The organism is Qipengyuania aurantiaca, from assembly GCF_019711375.1.
GTDB lineage: Bacteria > Pseudomonadota > Alphaproteobacteria > Sphingomonadales > Sphingomonadaceae > Qipengyuania > Qipengyuania aurantiaca.
Window position 1 is genome coordinate 2119518 of record NZ_CP081295.1, and the last position, 20483, is coordinate 2140000.

19 protein-coding genes and 1 other RNA gene are annotated in these 20483 nt (G+C 65.3%); 13 read left to right on the forward strand and 7 right to left on the reverse strand.

The window, feature by feature from the left end:
• Positions 1–3: 3 nt before the first annotated feature.
• From K3148_RS10290 to K3148_RS10300, 3 genes are read right to left on the reverse strand one after another with little or no spacing between them, the layout of a single operon-like run.
• Entirely contained in the window at positions 4–582 is a 579-nt protein-coding gene (locus tag K3148_RS10290; protein WP_247711545.1) for a uracil-DNA glycosylase family protein, read from the reverse strand.
• On the reverse strand, positions 579–2387 hold the full coding sequence (locus K3148_RS10295; protein ID WP_221424721.1) for an ABC-F family ATP-binding cassette domain-containing protein: 1809 nt from the start codon (positions 2385–2387) through the stop codon (positions 579–581). Before K3148_RS10295 ends, K3148_RS10290 begins: the two co-directional genes overlap by 4 nt.
• 42 nt (positions 2388–2429) lie before the next feature.
• Positions 2430–3986, reverse strand: a complete 1557-nt coding sequence (locus K3148_RS10300; RefSeq protein ID WP_221424722.1) for an amidohydrolase family protein — start codon at positions 3984–3986, stop codon at positions 2430–2432.
• 134 nt (positions 3987–4120) lie between these two features.
• Between K3148_RS10300 and K3148_RS10305 the strand changes: the two genes are divergently transcribed.
• The 5 genes from K3148_RS10305 to K3148_RS13995 all read left to right on the forward strand — a co-directional run bounded on the left by K3148_RS10305 (position 4121) and on the right by K3148_RS13995 (position 8369).
• The gene (locus tag K3148_RS10305; RefSeq protein WP_221424723.1) at positions 4121–4864 is read left to right on the forward strand and encodes an SIMPL domain-containing protein; all 744 of its coding nucleotides are present in this window, start codon (positions 4121–4123) and stop codon (positions 4862–4864) included.
• A gap of 62 nt (positions 4865–4926) precedes the next feature.
• Entirely contained in the window at positions 4927–5232 is a 306-nt protein-coding gene (locus K3148_RS10310; RefSeq protein ID WP_221424724.1) for a PepSY domain-containing protein, read from the forward strand.
• A gap of 98 nt (positions 5233–5330) precedes the next feature.
• Positions 5331–6011, forward strand: coding sequence for a response regulator transcription factor (locus tag K3148_RS10315; RefSeq protein ID WP_040963393.1), 681 nt, complete (start codon positions 5331–5333; stop codon positions 6009–6011).
• Complete coding sequence (locus tag K3148_RS10320) at positions 5959–7452, forward strand: sensor histidine kinase (protein ID WP_221424725.1); 1494 nt, start codon at positions 5959–5961, stop codon at positions 7450–7452. Before K3148_RS10315 ends, K3148_RS10320 begins: the two co-directional genes overlap by 53 nt.
• Before the next feature lie 41 nt (positions 7453–7493).
• Positions 7494–8369: a hypothetical protein gene (locus K3148_RS13995; RefSeq protein ID WP_221424726.1), complete on the forward strand. Its 876-nt coding sequence runs from the start codon at positions 7494–7496 to the stop codon at positions 8367–8369.
• Here K3148_RS13995 and K3148_RS10330 read toward each other — a convergent pair.
• A complete protein-coding gene (locus K3148_RS10330) occupies positions 8366–8680 on the reverse strand; it encodes a chorismate mutase (RefSeq protein ID WP_221424727.1) in 315 nt (104 codons plus the stop codon). The genes K3148_RS13995 and K3148_RS10330 overlap by 4 nt on opposite strands.
• 67 nt (positions 8681–8747) lie before the next feature.
• On the opposite strand from K3148_RS10330, the gene K3148_RS10335 reads away from it, so the two are divergent.
• From K3148_RS10335 to ffs, 4 genes are all read left to right on the forward strand, one after another.
• A complete protein-coding gene (locus tag K3148_RS10335) occupies positions 8748–9764 on the forward strand; it encodes a polyprenyl synthetase family protein (protein WP_221424728.1) in 1017 nt (338 codons plus the stop codon).
• 118 nt (positions 9765–9882) lie between these two features.
• The gene (gene hrpB, locus K3148_RS10340; protein WP_221424729.1) at positions 9883–12309 is read left to right on the forward strand and encodes an ATP-dependent helicase HrpB; all 2427 of its coding nucleotides are present in this window, start codon (positions 9883–9885) and stop codon (positions 12307–12309) included.
• Between the two features lie 17 nt (positions 12310–12326).
• The gene (locus tag K3148_RS10345) at positions 12327–12605 is read left to right on the forward strand and encodes an ETC complex I subunit (RefSeq protein WP_221424730.1); all 279 of its coding nucleotides are present in this window, start codon (positions 12327–12329) and stop codon (positions 12603–12605) included.
• Between the two features lie 56 nt (positions 12606–12661).
• An RNA gene (ffs, locus tag K3148_RS10350) (signal recognition particle sRNA small type) lies at positions 12662–12756 on the forward strand.
• Between the two features lies 1 nt (position 12757).
• Here ffs and K3148_RS10355 read toward each other — a convergent pair.
• Entirely contained in the window at positions 12758–13243 is a 486-nt protein-coding gene (locus K3148_RS10355) for a DUF4188 domain-containing protein (protein ID WP_221424731.1), read from the reverse strand.
• 87 nt (positions 13244–13330) lie between these two features.
• Between K3148_RS10355 and K3148_RS10360 the strand changes: the two genes are divergently transcribed.
• The 4 genes from K3148_RS10360 (at position 13331) to K3148_RS10375 (ending at position 18694) form a co-directional block, all read left to right on the forward strand.
• On the forward strand, positions 13331–15175 hold the full coding sequence (locus K3148_RS10360) for a DNA polymerase III subunit gamma/tau (RefSeq protein WP_221424732.1): 1845 nt from the start codon (positions 13331–13333) through the stop codon (positions 15173–15175).
• An 11-nt stretch (positions 15176–15186) separates the two neighbouring features.
• Positions 15187–15528 carry a YbaB/EbfC family nucleoid-associated protein gene (locus tag K3148_RS10365; protein ID WP_006834372.1) on the forward strand — a complete coding sequence of 114 codons (342 nt, stop codon included), beginning with the start codon at positions 15187–15189 and terminating at the stop codon, positions 15526–15528.
• Positions 15529–15818: 290 nt separating this feature from the next.
• On the forward strand, positions 15819–18209 hold the full coding sequence (gene lon, locus K3148_RS10370) for an endopeptidase La (RefSeq protein WP_221424733.1): 2391 nt from the start codon (positions 15819–15821) through the stop codon (positions 18207–18209).
• 212 nt (positions 18210–18421) lie between these two features.
• The gene (locus K3148_RS10375; protein WP_006834374.1) at positions 18422–18694 is read left to right on the forward strand and encodes an HU family DNA-binding protein; all 273 of its coding nucleotides are present in this window, start codon (positions 18422–18424) and stop codon (positions 18692–18694) included.
• A gap of 76 nt (positions 18695–18770) precedes the next feature.
• Here the strand turns inward: K3148_RS10375 and K3148_RS10380 are convergent, their stop codons facing one another.
• Positions 18771–19604, reverse strand: a complete 834-nt coding sequence (locus K3148_RS10380) for a hypothetical protein (protein WP_247711546.1) — start codon at positions 19602–19604, stop codon at positions 18771–18773.
• A 38-nt stretch (positions 19605–19642) separates the two neighbouring features.
• Positions 19643–20434 carry a 23S rRNA (guanosine(2251)-2'-O)-methyltransferase RlmB gene (gene rlmB / locus K3148_RS10385; protein ID WP_221424735.1) on the reverse strand — a complete coding sequence of 264 codons (792 nt, stop codon included), beginning with the start codon at positions 20432–20434 and terminating at the stop codon, positions 19643–19645.
• Positions 20435–20483: the final 49 nt, after the last annotated feature.

Sequence of the window (20483 nt, forward strand, 5' to 3'; positions counted from 1 at the left end):
TCGTCACCCGATAAGACTTCTGACGCGTTCGCGCAGGGCTGGAATCACGTCATTCCCAAACCAGCGATTGTCGCGCATGAAGAGCGTGCTTCTCCACGAGGGATGCGGGAGCGGGAAGAATGCCGGCAGGAATTCGCGGTAGTTGCCGACGCGCTCGCGCATGCTCCAGCCTTTCGTGTCGGGCAGATAGGCGCGCTGGGCGTAGGTGCCGACCAGCAAGGTGAGGCGGTCTTCGGGGAGCTTGGTCCAGATGCGCTCGTGCCAGGTTGGCGCGCATTCCGGGCGGGGCGGTTTGTCGCCTCCGCTCGCCTTGCCCGGGTAGCAGAAGCCCATCGAGACGATGGCGAACAGGGCCGGGTCGTGCAGCGTATCGAAGCTGACACCGAGCCATTCGGCGAGCCGGTATCCCGATTTATCGTCGAAAGCGAAGCCGCTTTCGTGGGTGATGCGCCCCGGTGCCTGCCCGATCACCACCACGCGGCTGGTCGGGCTGAACTGGACGATGGGCTTGGGGCCGAGCGGCAACTGCTCGGCGCACAGGGTGCAGGACCGGATTTCGCGTTTGAGAGCTTGTGCGCTCAAAGCGCCTCGACCTGTTCGGCCAGGTCCAGCCAGCGTTCCTCGGCAGCCTCCTTCTCGGCGCGCGCGTTCTCGATGCCCTTGGAGACATTGGCAAAACGCTGTGGGTCGGAAGTGTAGAGGTCCGGGTCGGCAAGGATTTGCTCGCCGCGCGCGATGGCCGCTTCCAGTTCCTCGATACGCGCGGGCAGCAGCTCGTAGTCGCGCTGGTCTTTGTAGGAGAGTTTGGTCGGTTTGGGCGGCGGCGGGGGAGGGGGCGCGGGCTTTTCCTCGGCCTTGCCGGCCTTCGCCTTGCTGGTGACGGGGGCCTGACGCTTGGCCTGCCAGTCCTCGTAACCGCCCGCGACCACATCGACCTTGCCTGTTCCATCAAGGCCGAGCGTAATGGTCACCGTGCGGTCCAGGAAATCGCGGTCGTGGCTGACGATGAGGACGGTGCCTTCGTAATCGGCGATCACTTCCTGCAGCAGGTCGAGCGTTTCGAGATCGAGATCGTTGGTCGGCTCGTCCAGCACGAGGAGGTTGGAGGCCTTGGCAAACTCGCGCGCCAGAAGCAGGCGGCTCCGCTCGCCACCCGACAGAACGCCCACGCGCATATCCACGATCTTCGGATCGAAAAGGAACTCTTTCAGATAGCCCTGCACGTGCTTACGGTTGCCGCGCACGTCGATCCAGTCGCCACCTTCGGCCAGCACCTGCCGCACCGTCTTGTCGGCGGTGAGGAGCTGGCGCTGCTGGTCGATCATCACGCCGGTGAGCGTCTTGGCGATCTCCACCGTGCCGCTGTCGGGCTCGAGCTCGCCGGTGAGCATCTTCAGCAAGGTCGTCTTGCCCGCGCCGTTCGCGCCGACGATACCGATCCGGTCGCCGCGCTGGATGCGCAGGGAGAAGGGCTTGATGATCGTGCGGTCACCGTAGGCCTTGGTGATCTTGTCCGCGACGATGACCGACTTGGACTTGAAGTCTTCCTCGGTAGCCAGCTTCAGCTTGGCGGTGCCTCCTGCCGAAATCATCGAGGCCCGCTGCGCGCGCATCTGCCACAGCTTTTCGAGCCGTCCCTGGTTGCGCTTGCGCCGCGCGGTCACACCGCGTTCGAGCCAATGCGCCTCGATCTTCAGCTTCGCGTCGAGCTTTTCCGCCGCGCGGGCTTCCTCGGCATAGACCTGTTCTTCCCACGCCTCGTAGCCGCCGAAGCCTACTTCCTTGCGGCGCAGGTCCCCGCGGTCGAGCCAGATGGTTGCGCGGGTCAGGCGTTTCAGGAATGTCCGGTCATGGCTGATGACGACGAAGGCGCCCTTGTAGCGCTCCAGCCAGCCTTCGAGCCAGTCGATCGCGCCGAGGTCGAGGTGGTTGGTCGGCTCGTCCATCAGCAGGAGGTCGGGCTCCTGCGCCAGCGCTCGGGCGATGGCGGCGCGGCGCTTTTCGCCCCCGCTCGCTCCCTTGGTCTCGCGGCTCATGTCGATGCCGAGCTGGCCGGCGATCGCTTCGACCTCGAATTCCTGCGGGGCGTGTTCCCCATCGAGCGCCCAGTCCATCAGCGTGGCGTGACTGGTCAGGTCCGGGTCCTGTTCGAGCAGCACGATCTTGGCGTGCGGCTTGACCTTGCGGGTGCCTGCGTCGGTTTCGATACGTCCGTCGATCATACGGAAGAGGGTGGTCTTGCCTACGCCATTGCGGCCGATCAGCGCGAGGCGGTCGCGCGGGCCGATGTGCAGGTCGAGCGGCGCGTGGTCGGGGCCGCCGAACAGCCACTTGCCGCCCTGCTGCAGGGCCATGCCTTCGAGGCTGAGGATGGGGGGCTGTGCCATAGGCCGCGCGAGGTAGTCGCGCTTGGAGCATCCCGCAAGCGGTTAGCGCGCCGCTTTCTGCGCCTCCACCATGCGCGCGACGTCTTCCAGCAAGGCGGGCGCGTCGTAGACAATGCCGTCCTTGATGGTCCAGCGCACGCCGCCGACCTGCTCGATGGCGCCGGTCTCGTAATTCAGCTTGGTATGGCCGGTGCCATAGAGCAGCTTCAGATTGTCGAGCGGATTGCCCGGCACGATCACGAGATCGGCCAGCTTGCCGACCTGGATGGTCCCCATTGGCGGGGTTTGCCCGCGCGCCTGGTAGATTTCCTCGGCCCCGGCCACGGTGGCGGCGCGGATGACCTCGAGCGGCTCGAGGCCGGCTTCGCGCAGCATTTCCAGCTCGCCGATATAGGCGAAGCCCCAGGTCTGGTAGATATAGCCCGGATCGCTGCCCGCCGTGACGCGCCCGCCGCGGCGGTGGAATTCTTTCGTCAGATCGAACCAGTATCGGTAGAACTTGCGCCAGGCGACTTCGTCTTCGGTCGACCAGTCCTTGTAATAGCTGCCGTGATTGGTCGCGCTTGGGGCATAGAAGTCCATGAGGCTCGGCAGACTGTACCGTTCGTGCCAGTCGCGGTTCTTCGCTGCCATCACGTCGCGGCTAGCGGAATAGATGTTGAAGGTGGGGCTCAGCGTCACGCCGCTGTCGACGAGGTGGTCGATATAGGCGTCCCATTCCTCGCTGCCCGGCTCCACCACCTGGTCGGCCAGCCGTGCGACCCAGGCGAAGCGCGATTGCTCGTCGTAATAATTGTAGCCCTGCGGGTAGGTCGGCAGCGCGGCCTCATCCAGCAGGCTTTCGAAATGGCCGTAGAAATGGGTGACGCCGTCCATGCCGAGCTCGACCGCCTTCGCCGCGTTGACCCTTTGGACGCCCGGTTGGGCGAGGTGGGCGACGCTGCCCATCTGCTGCTTCTCCGCCTCGTCGAGCGCGGCTTTGAGCAGCGCCGGTTCGAGGCTGTTGAAGAACTTGATGCCCCAGAAGCCTTGCGCCTTCGCCCAGCGCACCCATTCGCGCGCCTCCGCTTCGGTCGTAATCGGGCCGCGGTCCCACTTGTCGCCGAAAGCGGCATAGGGAAACAGGCGCGGGGCGGTGATCGTGTTGGCGGCGCTGCGCTGTGTGTCGGACAGGTCCGGCTGGCCCGGCCCCCAGTAGAAGGACACGCCGCGCACGCTCGTCACCCCATGGGCGAGCCATAGCTTGTAGCCATAGGAGGGCTGCCCCGCCTTGGAGGGATCGCCGTTGTGGCCATGCGTGTCGACGAAGCCGGGCATTACCGTCATGCCCTTGGCGTCGATGATCCGTGCAGCGCCTGCGCGCACCGCATCGGGAGCCGCGCCGCCATGGATTGCGGCGATGCGATCGCCCTCGATCACGATATCGACCGGCCCCATCGGCGGCGCGCCGGAGCCTTCGACCATCGTCGCGCCCGAAACGATCAGCGTAGGGTAGGGGCCCTCGCCCTCGGTGCGGTCGGGGACGGGCTGCATCTGCGCGGCAAGCGGCGTCGCGACTAGGACAGCAAAAGCTGCACTCAGGATTTTCAAAAGTTTCATGGCGGCTGGTTTCCCTCTCCCGAGCATCGCTAACGTGCAAAACCCTGCGCGCAAAGGCTTTTGCGGAACCTCTGCGTTCAGCCGCGCGTAAACCGGCAACGCGGACAGTGCGTCCGAGAAGAGGAGATTTGCCCATGATGCGCCCCACCAGACTGCTTGCCGCACCGGCCCTGATGCTTGCCGCAGCCCTGCCGATGACGGCGCATGCGGGCGAAGTGCAGATTACCGCCCAAAACCCCGTGATCGAATTGACGGTCTTCGAGCAGATCGAGGTCGAGCCGGATACGGCGACGATCTGGACCGGTGTCCAGTCCGACGCGAACACCGCTGTCGAGGCGCTGCGGCGCAATTCGGCGGAAATGCAGCGGCTGGTTTCGCTGATCCGCGCGCTTGGCATTGCCGAGCGCGACATCCAGACTTCGCGGATTAGCCTGAACCCGCGTTACGATTACCAGAACCGGGGCGACCAGCCGCCCCGCTTTCTCGGCTATCGCGCCAGCAACCAGGTGACCGTCAAGCTGCGCGATCTCGACCGGGTCGGCGAAGTGCTCGACGCGATGGTCGAAGCCGGTGCGACCAATATCAACGGACCGAATTTCTCCATTGAGGACGACGAGGCCGCCAAGGCGCAGGCTCGCAGCAACGCGCTCGAGCGCGGACGCGCGCAGGCCGAGGAATACGCCCGGCTGGCCGGCTACACCGGTGTTCGCTTGCTGCAGGTGGCCGAATCCATCCGCGGGTCGAGCGGCATGATGGAGCAGAGCGACCGGATCGTCGTAACCGGCTCCCGCAGCATGGCTGCGCCGCCCCCGCCGGTGGCGCCCGGCGTCGTTGCGACTGGCGTCGGCATTGCGCTGACTTATGAGATGACCCGCTGAACGGGTGCGAACGGCAACATTCACACCTTGTTCAACGCTTCATGCCTAGTAAGCTGCCTGTCATGAAACAGCTTCTCGCCTCCCTGCTCGCCCTCGGCCTGGTTGCCGGGCCGCTGACCGCCACGCCGGCGGAAGCGCAGCGTCGCTCCGACCAGGGCGAGGCGCGCAAGGAGATGCGGGCGGGCAATATCCTGCGCGCTCGCGAGATCGAGAATCGTGTGCTGCCGATGATGGGTGATGCCGAATACCTCGGCTTCGACTACGATTCGACCGCGATGGCGTATCGCCTGAAGTTCATCAAGAAGGGCCGTGTGCTCTATGTCGATGTCGACGCGCGCACGGGCCGGATCCTGCGCCGCAGCCGCTGATTTTCTCGCGGATTTCGGTCGATCAGAAACCTCGTTCATCTTGACGCGTTCATCTACATGAACAACACGCGCAAGAATATTAGCGAGGAAAGCAATTCATGAGAATCCTGATCGTCGAAGACGAGCCGACGCTGGGCCAGCAGCTCAAGAGCACGCTGGAGCAGAACGGCTATGCGGTGGACCTGTCCACCGATGGCGAGGATGGCCACTTCCTCGGTTCCACCGAAGATTACGACGCGGTGATCCTCGATCTCGGCCTGCCCGAGATCGACGGTCTGACCGTGCTCGGCATGTGGCGCAAGGAGGGGCGTAAGTTCCCCGTTCTCGTGCTGACCGCGCGCGACAGCTGGTCGGACAAGGTTGCCGGGCTGGATGCGGGCGCGGACGATTACCTTGCCAAGCCCTTCCAGACCGAAGAGCTGATTGCTCGCCTCCGCGCGCTCATCCGTCGCGCGTCCGGCAACACCTCCAGCGAACTGACGGCCGGCGATGTGCGTCTCGACACGCGTTCGGGCCGCGTCACGCTGAAGGGTGAGCCGGTCAAGCTGACCGCGCAGGAATACAAGCTGCTGTCCTACCTCATGCACCACAAGGGCAAGGTGGTCAGCCGCACCGAACTCATCGAACACATCTACGACCAGGATTTCGACCGCGATTCGAACACGATCGAAGTCTTCGTCACCCGCATCCGCAAAAAGCTGGGTGCGGAAGTGATCACGACCATCCGTGGACTCGGTTACAGCCTCGACGACCCCGCCGACCAGCCCCGCGCATCCTGAGGAGGATGGCGAGGCGAGGGCGGCGGCGGGTTCTCCTGCCGGCGACACCGCTGCGCCTGAACCCGACGCCGATCCGGTAACGCTCCCGACGCCGCCCGCACCGCGCCGCAGTCTTGCTGCGCGCATGATGGCGATTGCGGCGATCTGGGTCGGGGTCCTGCTGCTGGGTGGCGGGTTCGCGCTTGAACGCGCGCTGACCCGGGAAGTGCAGAGCAATTTCGACGACCAGCTGGAATATGTCCTTACCGCCCTGATCGCCTCGGCTGAGGTCGACGAATGGGGCGACGTGCGCTTCTACCGCTCGCTCGGCGACCAGCGCTTCCTCGAGGTCAATTCGGGCGTCTACTGGCAGATCAGCGGGCCGGGCAGGGACCCCTATCCCAGCCGCAGCCTGTGGGATCGCACGCTCGCGGTCGATGGCGATCACACGGACGACGAGCCCCACTTCTACGACAGTGAGCAATATCCCGACGAACCGCTGCGCGTGGTCGAGCGGAACATCATCCTGCCCGAAAGCGACACGCAGTGGACCTTCACCGTGGCCAGCGCGCGCGAGGAAATGGACTTCCAGGTTTCGCGCATCCGTTCGATCCTGGTGTGGAGTTTTGCCGTGCTGGGCCTCGGCCTCCTCATCATGGCCGCGCTGCAAAGTTACTATGGCCTGTCGCCCTTGCGCCGAGTGCGCGCGGCGATCCAGTCGATGCGGTCCGAAGGCGCGAACCGGATCGAGGAGCCGCTGCCGCTGGAAGTCGAACCGCTGGTGGAAGAGATCAACGCGCTGCTCGCCCATAGCGAACGCCAGGCGGAGGAAGCGCGAACCCATGCGGGCAATCTCGCCCACGCGCTGAAAACCCCGCTCACCGTCCTGACCAACGCCGCCACCGCGCACGATCCCAAGCTTTCCGACCTCGTCTGCCGCGAAACCAAGACCATGCAGCGCCATGTCGAGCACCATCTCGCCCGCGCCCGCGCGGTGGGGCGCCGCGCCACGGGTCATGCCCGGGCCGAGGTCTGGCCGAGCGCGGAAAGCGTGCTGCGCGCCGTCACCCGCATTTACGAGCACACCCGCTTCGACCTCGACGGCAAGCGCGAGGCCGCCGTCGCCATCGAACGGCAGGATCTCGACGAAATTCTCGGAAACCTGATCGAGAACGCTGCCAAATATGGCGGCGGCTCCGTCTTCGTGACGGTCGACGCCGAGCCCGATGCCGAGCAATGCGCCATCTGGGTCGAGGACGACGGGACCGGCATTCCCGAAGCCGAGCGCATCCGCATCTTCGACCGCGGCGCGCGGCTCGATACCGGCAAGCCCGGCACGGGCCTTGGCCTTGCCATCGTGAGAGACGTGGCCGAAATCTACGCCGGCTCGGTCGAACTCGGCACCAGCGAGGACCTCGGCGGGCTGATGGTCACGCTTAGATTGCCGCGACCCGGCGTTTAGGTTCAGACTTCGTTCAATCCATCGTGTATAAGCCACGGACCATGGACGAAAAAAATATCACGGCGCGCCGCGCGCCCTTCGCTCTTCGGGTGGGACTTGCCGGGCTGGTTGGCCTCGGGCTCTCCGGCTGCACGATGATGGCCGACTCCTATGGCCACTCGGGCGTTTCGGTCGGCGTCGGCTACAGCTCGGGCGGCTATTACGACCCGTATTACGATCCCTATTATGACAGCTACTACGGCTGGTACGACGACTACTATTACCCCGGCACGGGCTATTACGTCTACGACCGCTACGGCTATCGCCATCGCTGGAACGACTACCAGCGCCGCCTCTGGGCCGAACGCCGCGAGCGCTACGAGCGCCGCGTCGCGCATCGTGCCCTGGCCGAAAACTGGGCCGGGTTCGAACTTGGCGAAAGCGGCCGCTACGAAGACCGGCGGGCCGATTACCGCCGGGCAGAGCGCCGCGATCGCGCCGCAACGCGTGACCGCCGCGAGGATGCGAACCGCGGTTCGGCTATCCGCCAGGCTGCCGAGGCCACTGCGCGCGAACGCCGCGAGGAACGCGCCGGCCAGCAGCGCGCCGTGAGCCGGTCCACTGAAGCGGCTCGCCGCGCTCCGGCTCGCGAGGCCGCGCGCCGCGCACCGGCTGGTGAAGCGACACGTCGGGCGCAGCGCGGCACGGCAGAGGCCGTGCGCAGGGCTCCGGCCGCTCCGGCGGCCAGCCGCGCTCCGGCACCGGCTCCCGCCCCGCGCGAGAACCGTCGCCAGGAACGCGCCGCACCGGCGGCCCAGCGCAGCAATGCGCAGGAAACACGCCGCGAGGAACGCGCGCGTCCCGATAGGTCGGAACGCTCATCGCGCCGCAACTCTCCTGCCGCGACGCGCCGAGCCCGCGAAAAGAACCCCGATTAAGAGGTCAGTCCCTGCGCTTTCTCGTGATGGCGAATGACTTCGTCGATGATGAAGCGCAGGAACTTCTCGCTGAACTCGGGGTCGAGCTCGCTCTCCTCCGCCAGCCGCCGCAGCCGGGCGATCTGCTCGGCCTCGCGCGCGGGATCGGCGGGGGGCAGGGTGGCGGTGGCCTTGTAGGCGCCCACCGCCTGCGTGATGCGAAACCGCTCGGCCAGCATATGCACGAGCGCGGCATCGATATTGTCGATGCTCTTGCGATAAGCCGCCAGCGTCGCGTCTTCGGCGGGGGTCTGTTGCACCTCTTGCGTCATCGCTTGCCAGATTAGCGCCAATCCGCCTCTTGCCAAGAAAGTTTAGGCAGGACATGGCCAAGCTGACATGACAGCCGACGTCGTTCCCCTCCCGCGCAAGGGCCCGGAGCCCTCGATCGAACCCATGCTGGCGCTTACCGCGCAGGGCATGAACGCGGTCAACCAGGTCATTCTCGACCGGATGCAGAGCGAAGTGCCGCTCATCCCTGCGCTCGCCGGACATTTGATTTCGGGCGGCGGCAAGCGCCTACGCCCGATGCTCACGCTCGCAGGGGCAGAGCTGGTCGGCTACAGCGGCACGCGCCATCACAAGCTCGCCGCGGCGGTCGAATTCATTCACACCGCGACGCTGCTGCACGACGATGTCGTCGACGGCAGCGACTTGAGGCGCGGCAAGGCGGCGGCCAACATCATCTTCGGCAATCCCGCCACCGTGCTGGTGGGCGATTTCCTCTTCAGCCGCAGCTTCGAACTGATGACCGAGGACGGCAGTCTCAAGGTCCTCAAGATTCTCTCGGGCGCCAGCGCGATCATCGCCGAGGGCGAGGTCGACCAGCTGACCGCCCAGCGCAAGATCGACACCAGCGAAGAACGCTATCTCGGCATCATCCGCGCCAAGACCGCCGCGCTGTTCGCCGCGGCCAGCCGCATCGCGGCCGTGGTCGCGGAATGCAGCGAAGAAGAAGAACAGGCGCTGGACGAATACGGCCGCAACCTGGGCGTCGCCTTCCAGCTGGTCGACGACGCGCTCGATTACGATTCCAACGCGGCCGAAATGGGCAAGGACCGCGGCGACGATTTCCGCGAGGGCAAGATGACCCTGCCGGTCATCCTCGCCTACGCCCGCGGCAGCGAGGAAGAACGCGAATTCTGGAAGGCCGCCATCGCCGGTTTCCGCACCACGGACGCCGATCTCGACGAGGCAATCCGCCTGATCGAAGCGCATAACGCCGTCGCCGACACCAAGGCTCGCGCCCGCCACTTCGCCCAGCGCGCGATCGACGCGCTGTCGATCTTCCCCGACGGCAAGGCCCGCCGCGCCATGACGCAGGCGGCCCTTTTCGCCGTATCGCGCGGCTATTGATCGGCACTTCAAAGCTCCGTTCGCCCTGAGCTTGTCGAAGGGCAGTCCTTCCTTTTAAGGCCTGGCGAGAAAGGAAGAGCAATGCTTCGACAAGCTCTGCACGAACGGTCGGCCGGCGGTGGCTGACGACCTCCCCATCCACGCTGTCCTGCCCGACCTGCTCGCCGCACTGCGGGAGAGTAGCGGCGCCGTGCTGGTCGCGCCGCCGGGGGCGGGCAAGACGACGGCGGTGGCCCCAGCGCTGCTCGATCAGGAATGGTGCAGCGGCACGGTGATCCTCACCTCGCCCCGCCGTGTGGCCGCGCGCGCTGCGGCGGAGCGGATGGCGCAGATGCTGGGCGAGAAGCCGGGCGAAACCGTGGGCTACCTGACCCGCCTGGACAGCAAGCGTTCGAGCAAAACTCGCGTGCTGGTAGTAACCGAGGCGATCTTCGTGAACCGCATCCTCGACGATCCAGAGCTTGAAGGCGTGTCGGCGGTGCTGTTCGACGAGGCGCATGAACGCCATCTCGACAGCGACCTCGGCCTCGCGCTGGCGTTGGAAACTCAAGGCGTGCTGCGCGAGGAATTGCGCGTGCTGGTCATGTCGGCGACGATCGACGGGGCGCGCTTCGCCGCGCTCATGGGCGGCGATACACCGGTGATCGAGAGCGAGGGGCGGGCCTATCCGCTGGAGATCCGCTGGCTCGGCTCCTCCCCGCAGGCGCGGGTCGAGGACGCCATGACTTCGGCCATCGCGACCGCGTGGAAGGAACAGGAGGGCGATATTCTCGCTTTCCTGCCCGGTGTGGGCGAGATCGAGCGCACGCGCGAACGGCTGGCGGAGCGTCTGCCGAGCGCGCTGGTGTTGCCACTCCATGGGCAAGTCCAACCGGCCGAACAGCGCGCCGCGATCCGCCGCGATCCCAAAGGGCGACGGCGGATCGTGCTGGCCACCGCGATCGCCGAAACCTCGCTGACGCTGGAGGGCGTGTCGGTCGTGGTCGACGCAGGGCTCTCGCGAAGGGCGGAGTTCGACCGGGCGGCAGGGACGACGCATCTCGTCACCCATCGCGCGAGCCAAGCGGCGGCGGCGCAGCGCGCGGGACGTGCGGCGCGGCAGGGGCCGGGCGTGGCCTATCGCCTGTGGGAAGAGGGCGGACACGCCGGAAGGCCGCAATTCGATCCGCCCGAGATGGAAACCGCCGATCTGGCGCCGCTGGTGCTCGACCTCGCGAAATGGGGGACGAGCGATCCCGCAAGCCTGCAATGGCTCGACCCGCCGCCCGTGGCCTCCGTGGCGGCAGCGCGTGCGACGCTGGTCGGGCTGGGCGCGCTCGATGCGGAAGGGCGGATCACCGAACGCGGAAAGCAACTCGCCAGCCTCCCGCTCGACCCGGCTTCGGCGGCGATGCTGCTGTTCGGGGCGGAGCACGGCAGCGCCGCGAAAGCCGCGCGGCTGGCGCTCCTGCTGCAGGAACGTGGCCTTGGGGGGCGGGGCGAGGATCTGGAAGCGCGCCTGTTGCGCTGGAACGAGGACCGGGGCGCAAGGGCCGAGGCCAGCCGCAAGCTTGCGGGGCGCTGGGCGATGCTGGCGGAGAAGCTGGTGGCGTCGGGAAACCGCGACAACATCCCGGCAGCCATCCTCCTCGCAGCCGGTCGCCTAGAGTTCATCGCCAAGCGCCGCGACGCGTCGGGGGAAAGCTGGATCGCCTCGGGCGGGCGCGGGTTCATGCTCGATCCCGCATCGCCGTTGGCGCGGGCCGAGTTTCTCGTGATCGGCGACGCGCAGGGGCAGGCGAAGGGCGCGCGCATCACTTCGGCTATCGCGCTGGAGCAGGCCGATCTCGAACACTGGCTGGGCGAGCGGATCGAGAAACGCTCTGTCCTGCGCTGGAAACAGGACCGCGTGGAAGCGCGGCTGGAAAAGCGGCTGGGCGCAATCACGCTTGCGAGCGGTCCCGATCCCTCGCCCGACAGCGCGGCGCTTGTGGATATCCTTGTGGGCAAGGCTCTGGAAAATCCGGCAAAACTGATCCCGGCGGAGCTGCAGGCGCGCGCCGCCTTCATCGGGCTGGATGCGTTTTCGTCCGACAAGCTGGCCGAAACCGCCGATCTCTGGCTCGCCCCGCTTCTGGAGGGGCGGCGCGATCTCGACCTTCCCAAGGGCCGACTGGTCGACGCGCTGCTCGGCCTGCTCGACTGGAACGACCGGCAGCGGCTGGACAGCGAGGCGCCGCGCGAGTTTACTTCGCCTGCCGGGACCACGCACCGGATCGACTACACCGGCGACGACGCGCCCAGCGTGGAGGTCCGCGTGCAGGCGCTCTTCGGTCTGGAACGCCACCCGATGATCGGCGACACGCCGCTGTTCCTGAAACTCACCAGCCCGGCCGGACGCCCGATCCAGTCCACCCGCGACCTGCCCGGTTTCTGGCGCGGCAGTTGGGACGATGTGCGCAAGGACATGAAGGGTCGCTACCCCAAGCATCGCTGGCCCGAGGAACCATGGGCGGAAAAGCCCAGTTTGAAGACCAAGAACGCCTTTTCAAAATCCGGCGGCTGAATTACAGGGCCCTCATTATGGCAGCACGTATCTACCAGCGACCGCAGAGCGCGATGCAATCGGGCAAGGCCCGTACCGACGAGTGGGTGCTCGAATTCGAACAGTCCGAGGCTCGCCGGGCTGACCCGCTGATGGGCTGGACAGGCAGCGGCGATACGCAGGCGCAGGTGCAGCTCAAATTCCCGAGCAAGGACGAGGCGAAGGCCTATGCCGAGAAATACGGTATCGCCGCCCGCGTCCACGCCACGCCGCCGCACAGCCTGAAGCTGCAGGCCTACGCGGATAATTTCCGGTAATCACACCTGCGCAAATGCGGTGTTGAAATCTGGGCCAACCGCCGCCATATGGCGCGCCGGGAGTCGGGTGGACGTTTGCGTTCGCTCACCGGGTCAGGTCCGGAAGGAAGCAGCCCAGGTGAATTGCGGCGGGTCGCTCGGCTCCTTTTCCCTCAGCTCTGGTTGCTGACGCGCATGCGATCGCGCGCCTCGTTGCGCGACCCCGTCGCCGGGACGAGCCCGGCCACCTTGCCGAGACCGAACGCAGGCATATTGCCATAGACCGTTTCGTAGGCTCCCCCGTCGACCGCGTAAGTTTCGTGGTAGATGCCGACTGTGCCGTCGCTTCCGACATTCCGGTTGAACGCCGTCCAGGCCGGCCAGTGCTTCTCGTCGTGTGAGCGGGCATAGCGTTCGAGGCTCTCGAAATCCTTCCAGTATTGCAGCAACATCACCTGTCGCAGGCTGCAAAAGGCGAACTCCGTCCCGAGGAAACCGCTCTGGGGATTCGCCGAAAGTTCCTCCAGCATCGGACCCATCGAGCGAAAAACGGGCCACCATTTGCTGAACTTGTGGAAATGATTGATCCGCATGCCGATCAGGAAGACCACGAGCGGGCCGGAAAATTCGGCGGTCATCCGCCCTTTGACTATCGACATGGGGCTCTCCTTGACGACATAGATTGCAAATTGAAACCTATTGGTCAAGCTTCGACAAATCGGGATCGAGCGCCTACCTGATAGGCTATGGGTGATTCACCGGAAAATACTGACGGCCTCCCGTGGGAGACTGACGTCGAGGACGACGCGCCGAGCGCTGCCGAACTGGAGGCGGCCGGGCAGAACTCGATGTTCGGCGACGCGCCGGAGCCCCAGGTCACGCCTGCGCCTTCACCCGAGCCGGCGCCAATGCCCGCGCCCACTCCTGTGGAATCGCCGGCTGCTGCAACTCCCGCGCAGGACAGCGCCGAACCCGCGCAGCCTTACCGCGTCCTTGCACGCAAATACCGTCCGCAAACTTTTGCCGAACTGATCGGGCAGGACGCCATGGTTCGTACGCTGGCCAACGCCATTGCGCGCGACCGGCTGGCGCATGCCTTCCTGATGACCGGCGTGCGCGGGGTGGGCAAGACCTCGACCGCGCGCCTCATCGCCAAGGCGCTGAACTGCATCGGCCCCGATGGCGAGGGCGGTCCGACGATCAGCCCCTGCGGCGTGTGCGAGCCCTGCACGGCGATTGCCGAGGGCCGCCATATCGACGTGATCGAGATGGACGCCGCATCGCACACCGGCGTCGACGATGTGCGCGAGATCATCGAGGCGGTGCGCTATGCCGCGGTCTCCGCGCGCTACAAGATCTACATCATCGACGAGGTCCACATGCTCTCGCGCAACGCCTTCAACGCGTTGCTCAAGACGCTGGAAGAACCGCCGGCGCATGTGAAATTCCTCTTCGCCACGACCGAGGTCGAAAAGCTTCCCGTCACCGTCCTCAGCCGCACGCAGCGCTTCGATTTGCGCCGTATTCCGGTCGAATTGCTCGAAGCGCATTTCGCCGAAATCTGCCGCAAGGAAGGGGTGGAGGCCGAGGAAGAGGCGCTCCATATCGTCGCCAACGCCGCCGAAGGTTCGGTGCGTGACGGGCTCTCCATCCTCGACCAGGCTATCGCCCATGCCGATATGGACACGGGCGGCAAGGTCACGGCGGAGCGCGTGCGCGACATGCTGGGCCTTGCCGATCGCGGGGCGCAGCGGCGCTTGTTCGCCCATATCCTCGATGGCGATGCCAAGGCCGCGCTGGCTGCGGTCGACGATCAGTATGCGCTCGGCGTTGAACCGCTCGCACTGATGCGCAGCCTGATGGACCTCACCCACCGCATCGCGTTGACGCAGGTTTCGGGCGGCGAGGCCGAAGCGACTACCGCCGAAGAGCGCGAGCAGCTGACCGAATGGGCTAAGCGGCTCGACGTCGGGCAGGTCCACCGCCTGTGGCAATTGCTGCTCAAGGGTCACGAGGAAGTCCGCCACGCGCCCGACCCGTTAGTCTCGGCGCGGATGGCGCTGCTCCGCGTGCTGCACGCCGCGGGAATGCCCGATCCGGGCAAGCTCGCAAAGCAGTTGGAAGAACTGGCCGCGCGCGGTCCCGCTCCGGCAGCGAGTGCGGGCGAGGGCGGCGCCGGCGCCCCGACAGCCACGCTCGACTGGGAAGAGCTGATCGAGAAGGTCTCCGCCGCTGGCAAGCTGCAGGCGGAGAGCATCATGCGCCTCCAGATCCGCCCGATCAGCGTGGAGATGGGCAAGCTCGTCTACACTCGCGATGCGAAGTATGGCGACGCGATCGAGCCGGTGCTTAAGGACGCGCTTTACGCCGTGACGGAAACCCGCTGGCAGTTGGAAACCGGCGATCCCGCGCTCGCCACGCCCTCGCTCGAAGAGCAGCGGCAGGCCAAGGCCGAGGCCGCCAAGGCTGCCATGAAAGAGCATCCGATGGTGAAAGCGGTTGAAGCCGCGTTCCCCGATGCCGAAATGATAGAAGACGGCGCCGATGTCCCCCCGATGCGGCGCGAGGTTCCCTGGAACCGCAGAGCATAAGGACGACCCAGATGAAATCGATGGAAGAAATGATCGCCGCCGCCCAGAAGGCTGCCGAGACGATCCAGACGCAGATGAACGAAGCGCAGGCCAAGCTCGACACGATTGAGGTCGAAGGCGCTGCCGGTGGCGGCCTCGTCAAAGTCCGCGCAACGGCCCGTGGCCGCATCATCGGCGTCGAGATCGACGAAAGTCTGATGAAGCCGGAAGAAAAGCAGATGGTCGAAGACCTCGTCGCGGCCGCCTTCAACGATGCGCGCGACAAGGCCGATCGCAAGTCGGCCGAGGAAATGCAGGCGATCCAGGGCGGCATGGGCCTGCCTCCGGGCATGAACATTCCGGGTCTGGGCTAAGCCTGTCCTACAAGCCGTGACGCCTGCTATCGAAGGGGCAATGGCGGGACATGACGACACAGGGAAAGGGCCGCGCGAGCAATCGCTGCGGCCCTTTTCGCGTCCTGCGCGTTTTCTTCGTCAGGACTGTGCTCCATGCGCCCCATCCTTCAGCTTGGCGGGGTTGAAGCTGAACGGCTGGCGCTGTGCACAGCTAAGCGGAGGCGCGGCGTTGCGAAGCGGGTAATCGCTACCCATATTCGGTTCCAACCCGACGGCCCCGAGGCGGGCCGCAACTGGACAGAATGCATATGACCGAGACCTTTCCCCTCCTTCCGCTGCGCGACATCGTCGTCTTCCCCGGCATGGTGGTCCCGCTCTTCGTGGGCCGCGACAAGTCGGTGGCGGCGCTGGAAGTCGCGATGGAAGGATCGAAGGACATCTTCCTCCTCTCGCAGCTCGATCCGGGGTGTGACGATCCGGAAGGCCGCGACCTCTACGACACCGGCGTCATCGCGCAGGTGCTGCAGCTGCTGAAGCTGCCCGATGGCACGGTGCGCGTGCTGGTCGAAGGGCAGGCGCGCGCCAAGCTGCATGAACTGCGTGCCGTCGGCGACTATGTCGCTGCCGACGTGACCGAGATCGAGGAACCGACCGCGTCGGGCACAGAGATTAGCGCGATGATGCGCCAGGTGGTCGAGCAGTTCGGCGAATACGCCAAGCTCAACAAGAAGATCGGCGAGGACGCCGCCGAGCAGCTCGCCGAGGTCGACGATGCGGGCGAGCTGGCCGACACCATTGCCGCCGCCATCCAGGCCAAGGTTTCCGACAAGCAGTCGCTGCTGGTCGAACCCGATCCGCTCAAGCGCCTCGAAATGGTGATGTCCTTCATGGAAGGCGAGCTGTCGGTGCTGCAGGTGGAGCGCCGCATCCGTGGCCGCGTGAAGCGGCAGATGGAAAAAACGCAGCGCGAATATTACCTCAACGAACAGCTGAAGGCGATCCAGAACGAACTCGGCGATGGCGACGAGGACGGCGGCAACGAGATTGCCGAGCTGACCGAGAAGATCGGCAAGACCAAGCTGTCGAAGGAAGCCAGGGCCAAGGCCGAAAGCGAGCTCAAGAAGCTTAAAGGCATGCAACCGATGAGCGCCGAGGCGACCGTCATCCGCAACTATCTCGACGTGCTGCTCGGCCTGCCGTGGGGCAAGAAGAGCAAGGTCAAGAGGGACATCGGCAAGGCGCAGGAGATCCTCGATGCGGATCACTATGCGCTGGAGAAGGTCAAGGACCGCATTATCGAATACCTCGCCGTGCAGGCGCGTACCAACAAGCTCAAAGGCCCGATCCTGTGCCTCGTCGGCCCTCCGGGTGTCGGCAAGACCTCGCTCGGCAAGTCGATTGCCAAGGCGACGGGACGTGAGTTCATTCGCCAGTCGCTGGGCGGTGTGCGTGACGAAGCCGAAATCCGCGGTCACCGCCGCACCTACATCGGCTCGCTGCCGGGCAAGATCGTCACCAATTTGAAAAAGGCCGGCAAGAACAATCCGCTGTTCCTGCTCGACGAGATCGACAAGCTCGGACAGGACTTCCGCGGCGATCCTGCGTCGGCTTTGCTCGAAGTGCTCGACCCCGAACAGAACAGCAAGTTCCAGGATCACTACCTCGAACTCGATCTCGACCTGTCGGACATCATGTTCGTCACCACGGCGAACAGCCTCAACCTGCCGCAGCCGCTGCTCGACCGCATGGAAATCATCCGGCTCGAAGGTTACACCGAGGACGAGAAGGTCGAAATCGCCCAGCGCCATTTGCTGCGCAAGCAGGTCAAGGACCATGGCCTGAAGGATGGCGAGTTCGAACTGACCGAGGACGCACTGCGCGACCTCATCCGTTATTACACGCGTGAAGCGGGCGTCCGCACTCTCGAGCGCGAACTGGCGCGGCTGGCTCGAAAGAGCTTGCGCAAGATACTCGAGGGCAAGGCGGCCAGCGTCACCATCACGCCCGAAAACCTCTCCGAGTTCGCCGGTGTCCGAAAGTTCAAGCACGGCATGGGCGAGGAAGAGGCGCAGGTGGGCGCAGTTACGGGCCTAGCCTGGACCGAGGTGGGCGGCGAACTGCTGACCATCGAAAGCGTCACCACGCCGGGCAAGGGCGAGATCAAAACTACCGGCAAGCTTGGCGAAGTGATGAACGAAAGCGTCGCCGCCGCCTTCAGCTTCGTGAAGGCGCGCGCCCCGCATTACGGCATCAAGCCCAGCATCTTCCAGCGCAAGAACATCCACATCCACCTTCCCGAAGGGGCGGTGCCGAAGGATGGCCCTTCTGCAGGTATCGGCATGGTCACCTCGATCGTCTCGACGCTGTCGGGCGTGGCGGTGCGCCCTGACGTGGCGATGACCGGCGAGGTCACGCTGCGCGGCCGGGTGCTGGCGATCGGCGGACTGAAGGAAAAGCTCCTCGCAGCGCTTCGCGGCGGCATCAAGAAGGTGCTTATCCCCGAAGAGAACGTGAAGGACCTCGCCGAAATTCCCGAGAACGTGAAGCAGGGGCTGGAGATCGTGCCGGTCGCCCATGTCGACGAGGTGCTCGAGCATGCGCTGACCAGCCTGCCGTCACCGATCGAGTGGACCGAGGCGGACGATCTGGCGAGCCAGCCGGGGCAGGCCCACGGCAGCGCTTCGCCCACCGCGCATTAACAAATGATCTGTTGCGCCGCAGCGAGATGTCTCGCTGCGGCACAACAATAGTGCGTTTCGCCGCAAAATAGAGATTTCAAGCCCAAAAACCGCCGATTTTGGCGGATTTTGCCTTTGACAGCGGGGGCAAAAGCCTCTCAATTCGCTGCTCCCCGGGCGAAGCGATTCACCGGACGACAATTCAAAACTCGATTGAGGGGGTTCTAAAGAGAATGAACAAGAACGATCTGATTGGTGCTGTTGCAGAAGCGAGTGGCCTTTCGAAGAGCGACGCATCGAGCGCCGTCGAAGGCGTGTTCGACGCAATCACCAAGTCGCTGTCGAAGGGCGATGAAGTTCGCCTCGTCGGCTTCGGCACCTTCTCGGTCGCCAAGCGCAAGGCCTCGACCGGCCGCAACCCGCGTACCGGCGAACCGATGAACATCCCCGCTTCGAACCAGCCGAAGTTCAAGGCCGGCAAGGGTCTCAAGGACGCCGTCAACTAAGACGCGCCTTAAAAGCACACGAAAACGCCGCAGCGACCTCCCGGTTGCTGCGGCGTTTTTCTTTTCCGGTAGCGGATCAGTCGAAGGCGATCAGCGCCGTCGGAGCCTGTTCGGTGCGCGGGCTGATTTCCCACACAAGAGACTGTCCGTGCGCGCTGGCCTGGGGACCCTCGTCGGTGTTGTTGGCGAGGATGCGGCCATCGGTGACGATGGTGAAGGTCCCTTCGGGCACTGCGATCTTGCCGATGTCCTTGCCGCTCTCGCCCGACATCTGCGCCAGACCGGCCATGCCCGCCATCATGCCCTGCATCGGATTGCCGCCACCCTGTGCGGCGAAGCCCGGTGCGTCGACGCGGAGCTGGTTGTCGTCGCGCAGCATCACGGTGACGAACATGTTCGCCATCGGCATCTTCTCGATCATGGGGAAGGCGAAGTCGTGGCTCATCCGGCCCGAGATGCGGAAGTCGACATCGAACAGGCCGTCGCCAAGATAGGTTACGTCTTCCCAACCGCGCTGGCGTTCGAGCTTTTCGGCGAGTTCCTGCGCCGCTTCGGGATTGGACGGATCGATCCCGCCCAGCATGGCCTTCATCTCCTCAGCCTTCTTCTTGCGCTCCGCCTCGCGCGCGCTCGCCCCGGCATCCCATTCGGCGCGCTGCTCGTTCACCTCGGCAAGCGTGCATTCGCGCTTCTCGAAATCGTCGTCATAGCACTCGGCCTCGAAGGTCTCTTCCTTGCCCATTTCGGACAGCTTCGAGAGCGCGAGCATCTGGATCTCGCCATCGTAGCTGTAGGAAAAACTGCCATCCTTCATGATGTGCAATTCGCTGGTAAAGGCGCCCGGCGTCAGCAGGCAACCGGACAGGGCCAGCGAGCTCGCCGCAGCGAGGCTGGCTGCGCGCAATTTCATCGGCATCATGGTCAATTCGAATTTCCCCCCGTTAGACGTCAGCCGCGTGTCGCGGCGGCATAGAGCGCAATCGCTGCCGCGTTGGACACGTTAAGGCTTTCGATTTCGTTAGAAATGGGCAGCTTGGCGAGGGCATCGCAATGCGTCTCGATATTGTGCCGCATGCCTTCGCCTTCCGCGCCGAGCACGATCGCGACCGGGCCTGTGGGCAGGGCGTCGGCGAAGGTTGTGTCGGTATGGCCGGTCAGGCCGATCCGCCAGTATCCGGCCTCGGCCATCTCCTCCATCGCACGGGCGAGGTTGACCACCCGGATCCACGGCAGCGTCTCGAGCGCGCCCGAAGCGGACTTCGCGATGACACCGCCTTCGGGCGGAGCGTGGCGGTCCTGCGTCACGAGAGCCGCCGCGTTGAAGGCGACCGCCGAGCGCATGATCGCGCCGACATTGTGCGGGTCGGTTACCTGGTCGAGCACGATGATCGGGCGCGCGGGATCGCCGTCGAGTACTTCGTCGAGGAACCGGTCCTCCAGCGCCGCGCATTCGAGGACGAGGCCCTGGTGCGGCGCGTCCTTCGCGACGAGCCTCGCGAGATCCTGCACATCGGCGTATTCCACAGGGAAATCGGGCGGCAGCTCGCCGTCGAGCGAAGCCACGCCTTCGCGCGTCGCCCACAGCTTGCGGTGCTGTCGATCGGGGTTCTTGAGCGCCGCCTCGACCGCGTGGCGGCCCCAGAGGCGCACGTGGCCCGCGCTGGCCCGGCCGCTACCGCGCCCGCCCTTCATGCGGCCGGCCCGACCCCTTAATGCGCGTTTGCGTTCGCCTTTTGCCATGGTTTTCGTCCTGTATCCGAGATTGCGTGGCGCTCCTGCCAGCGAGGGC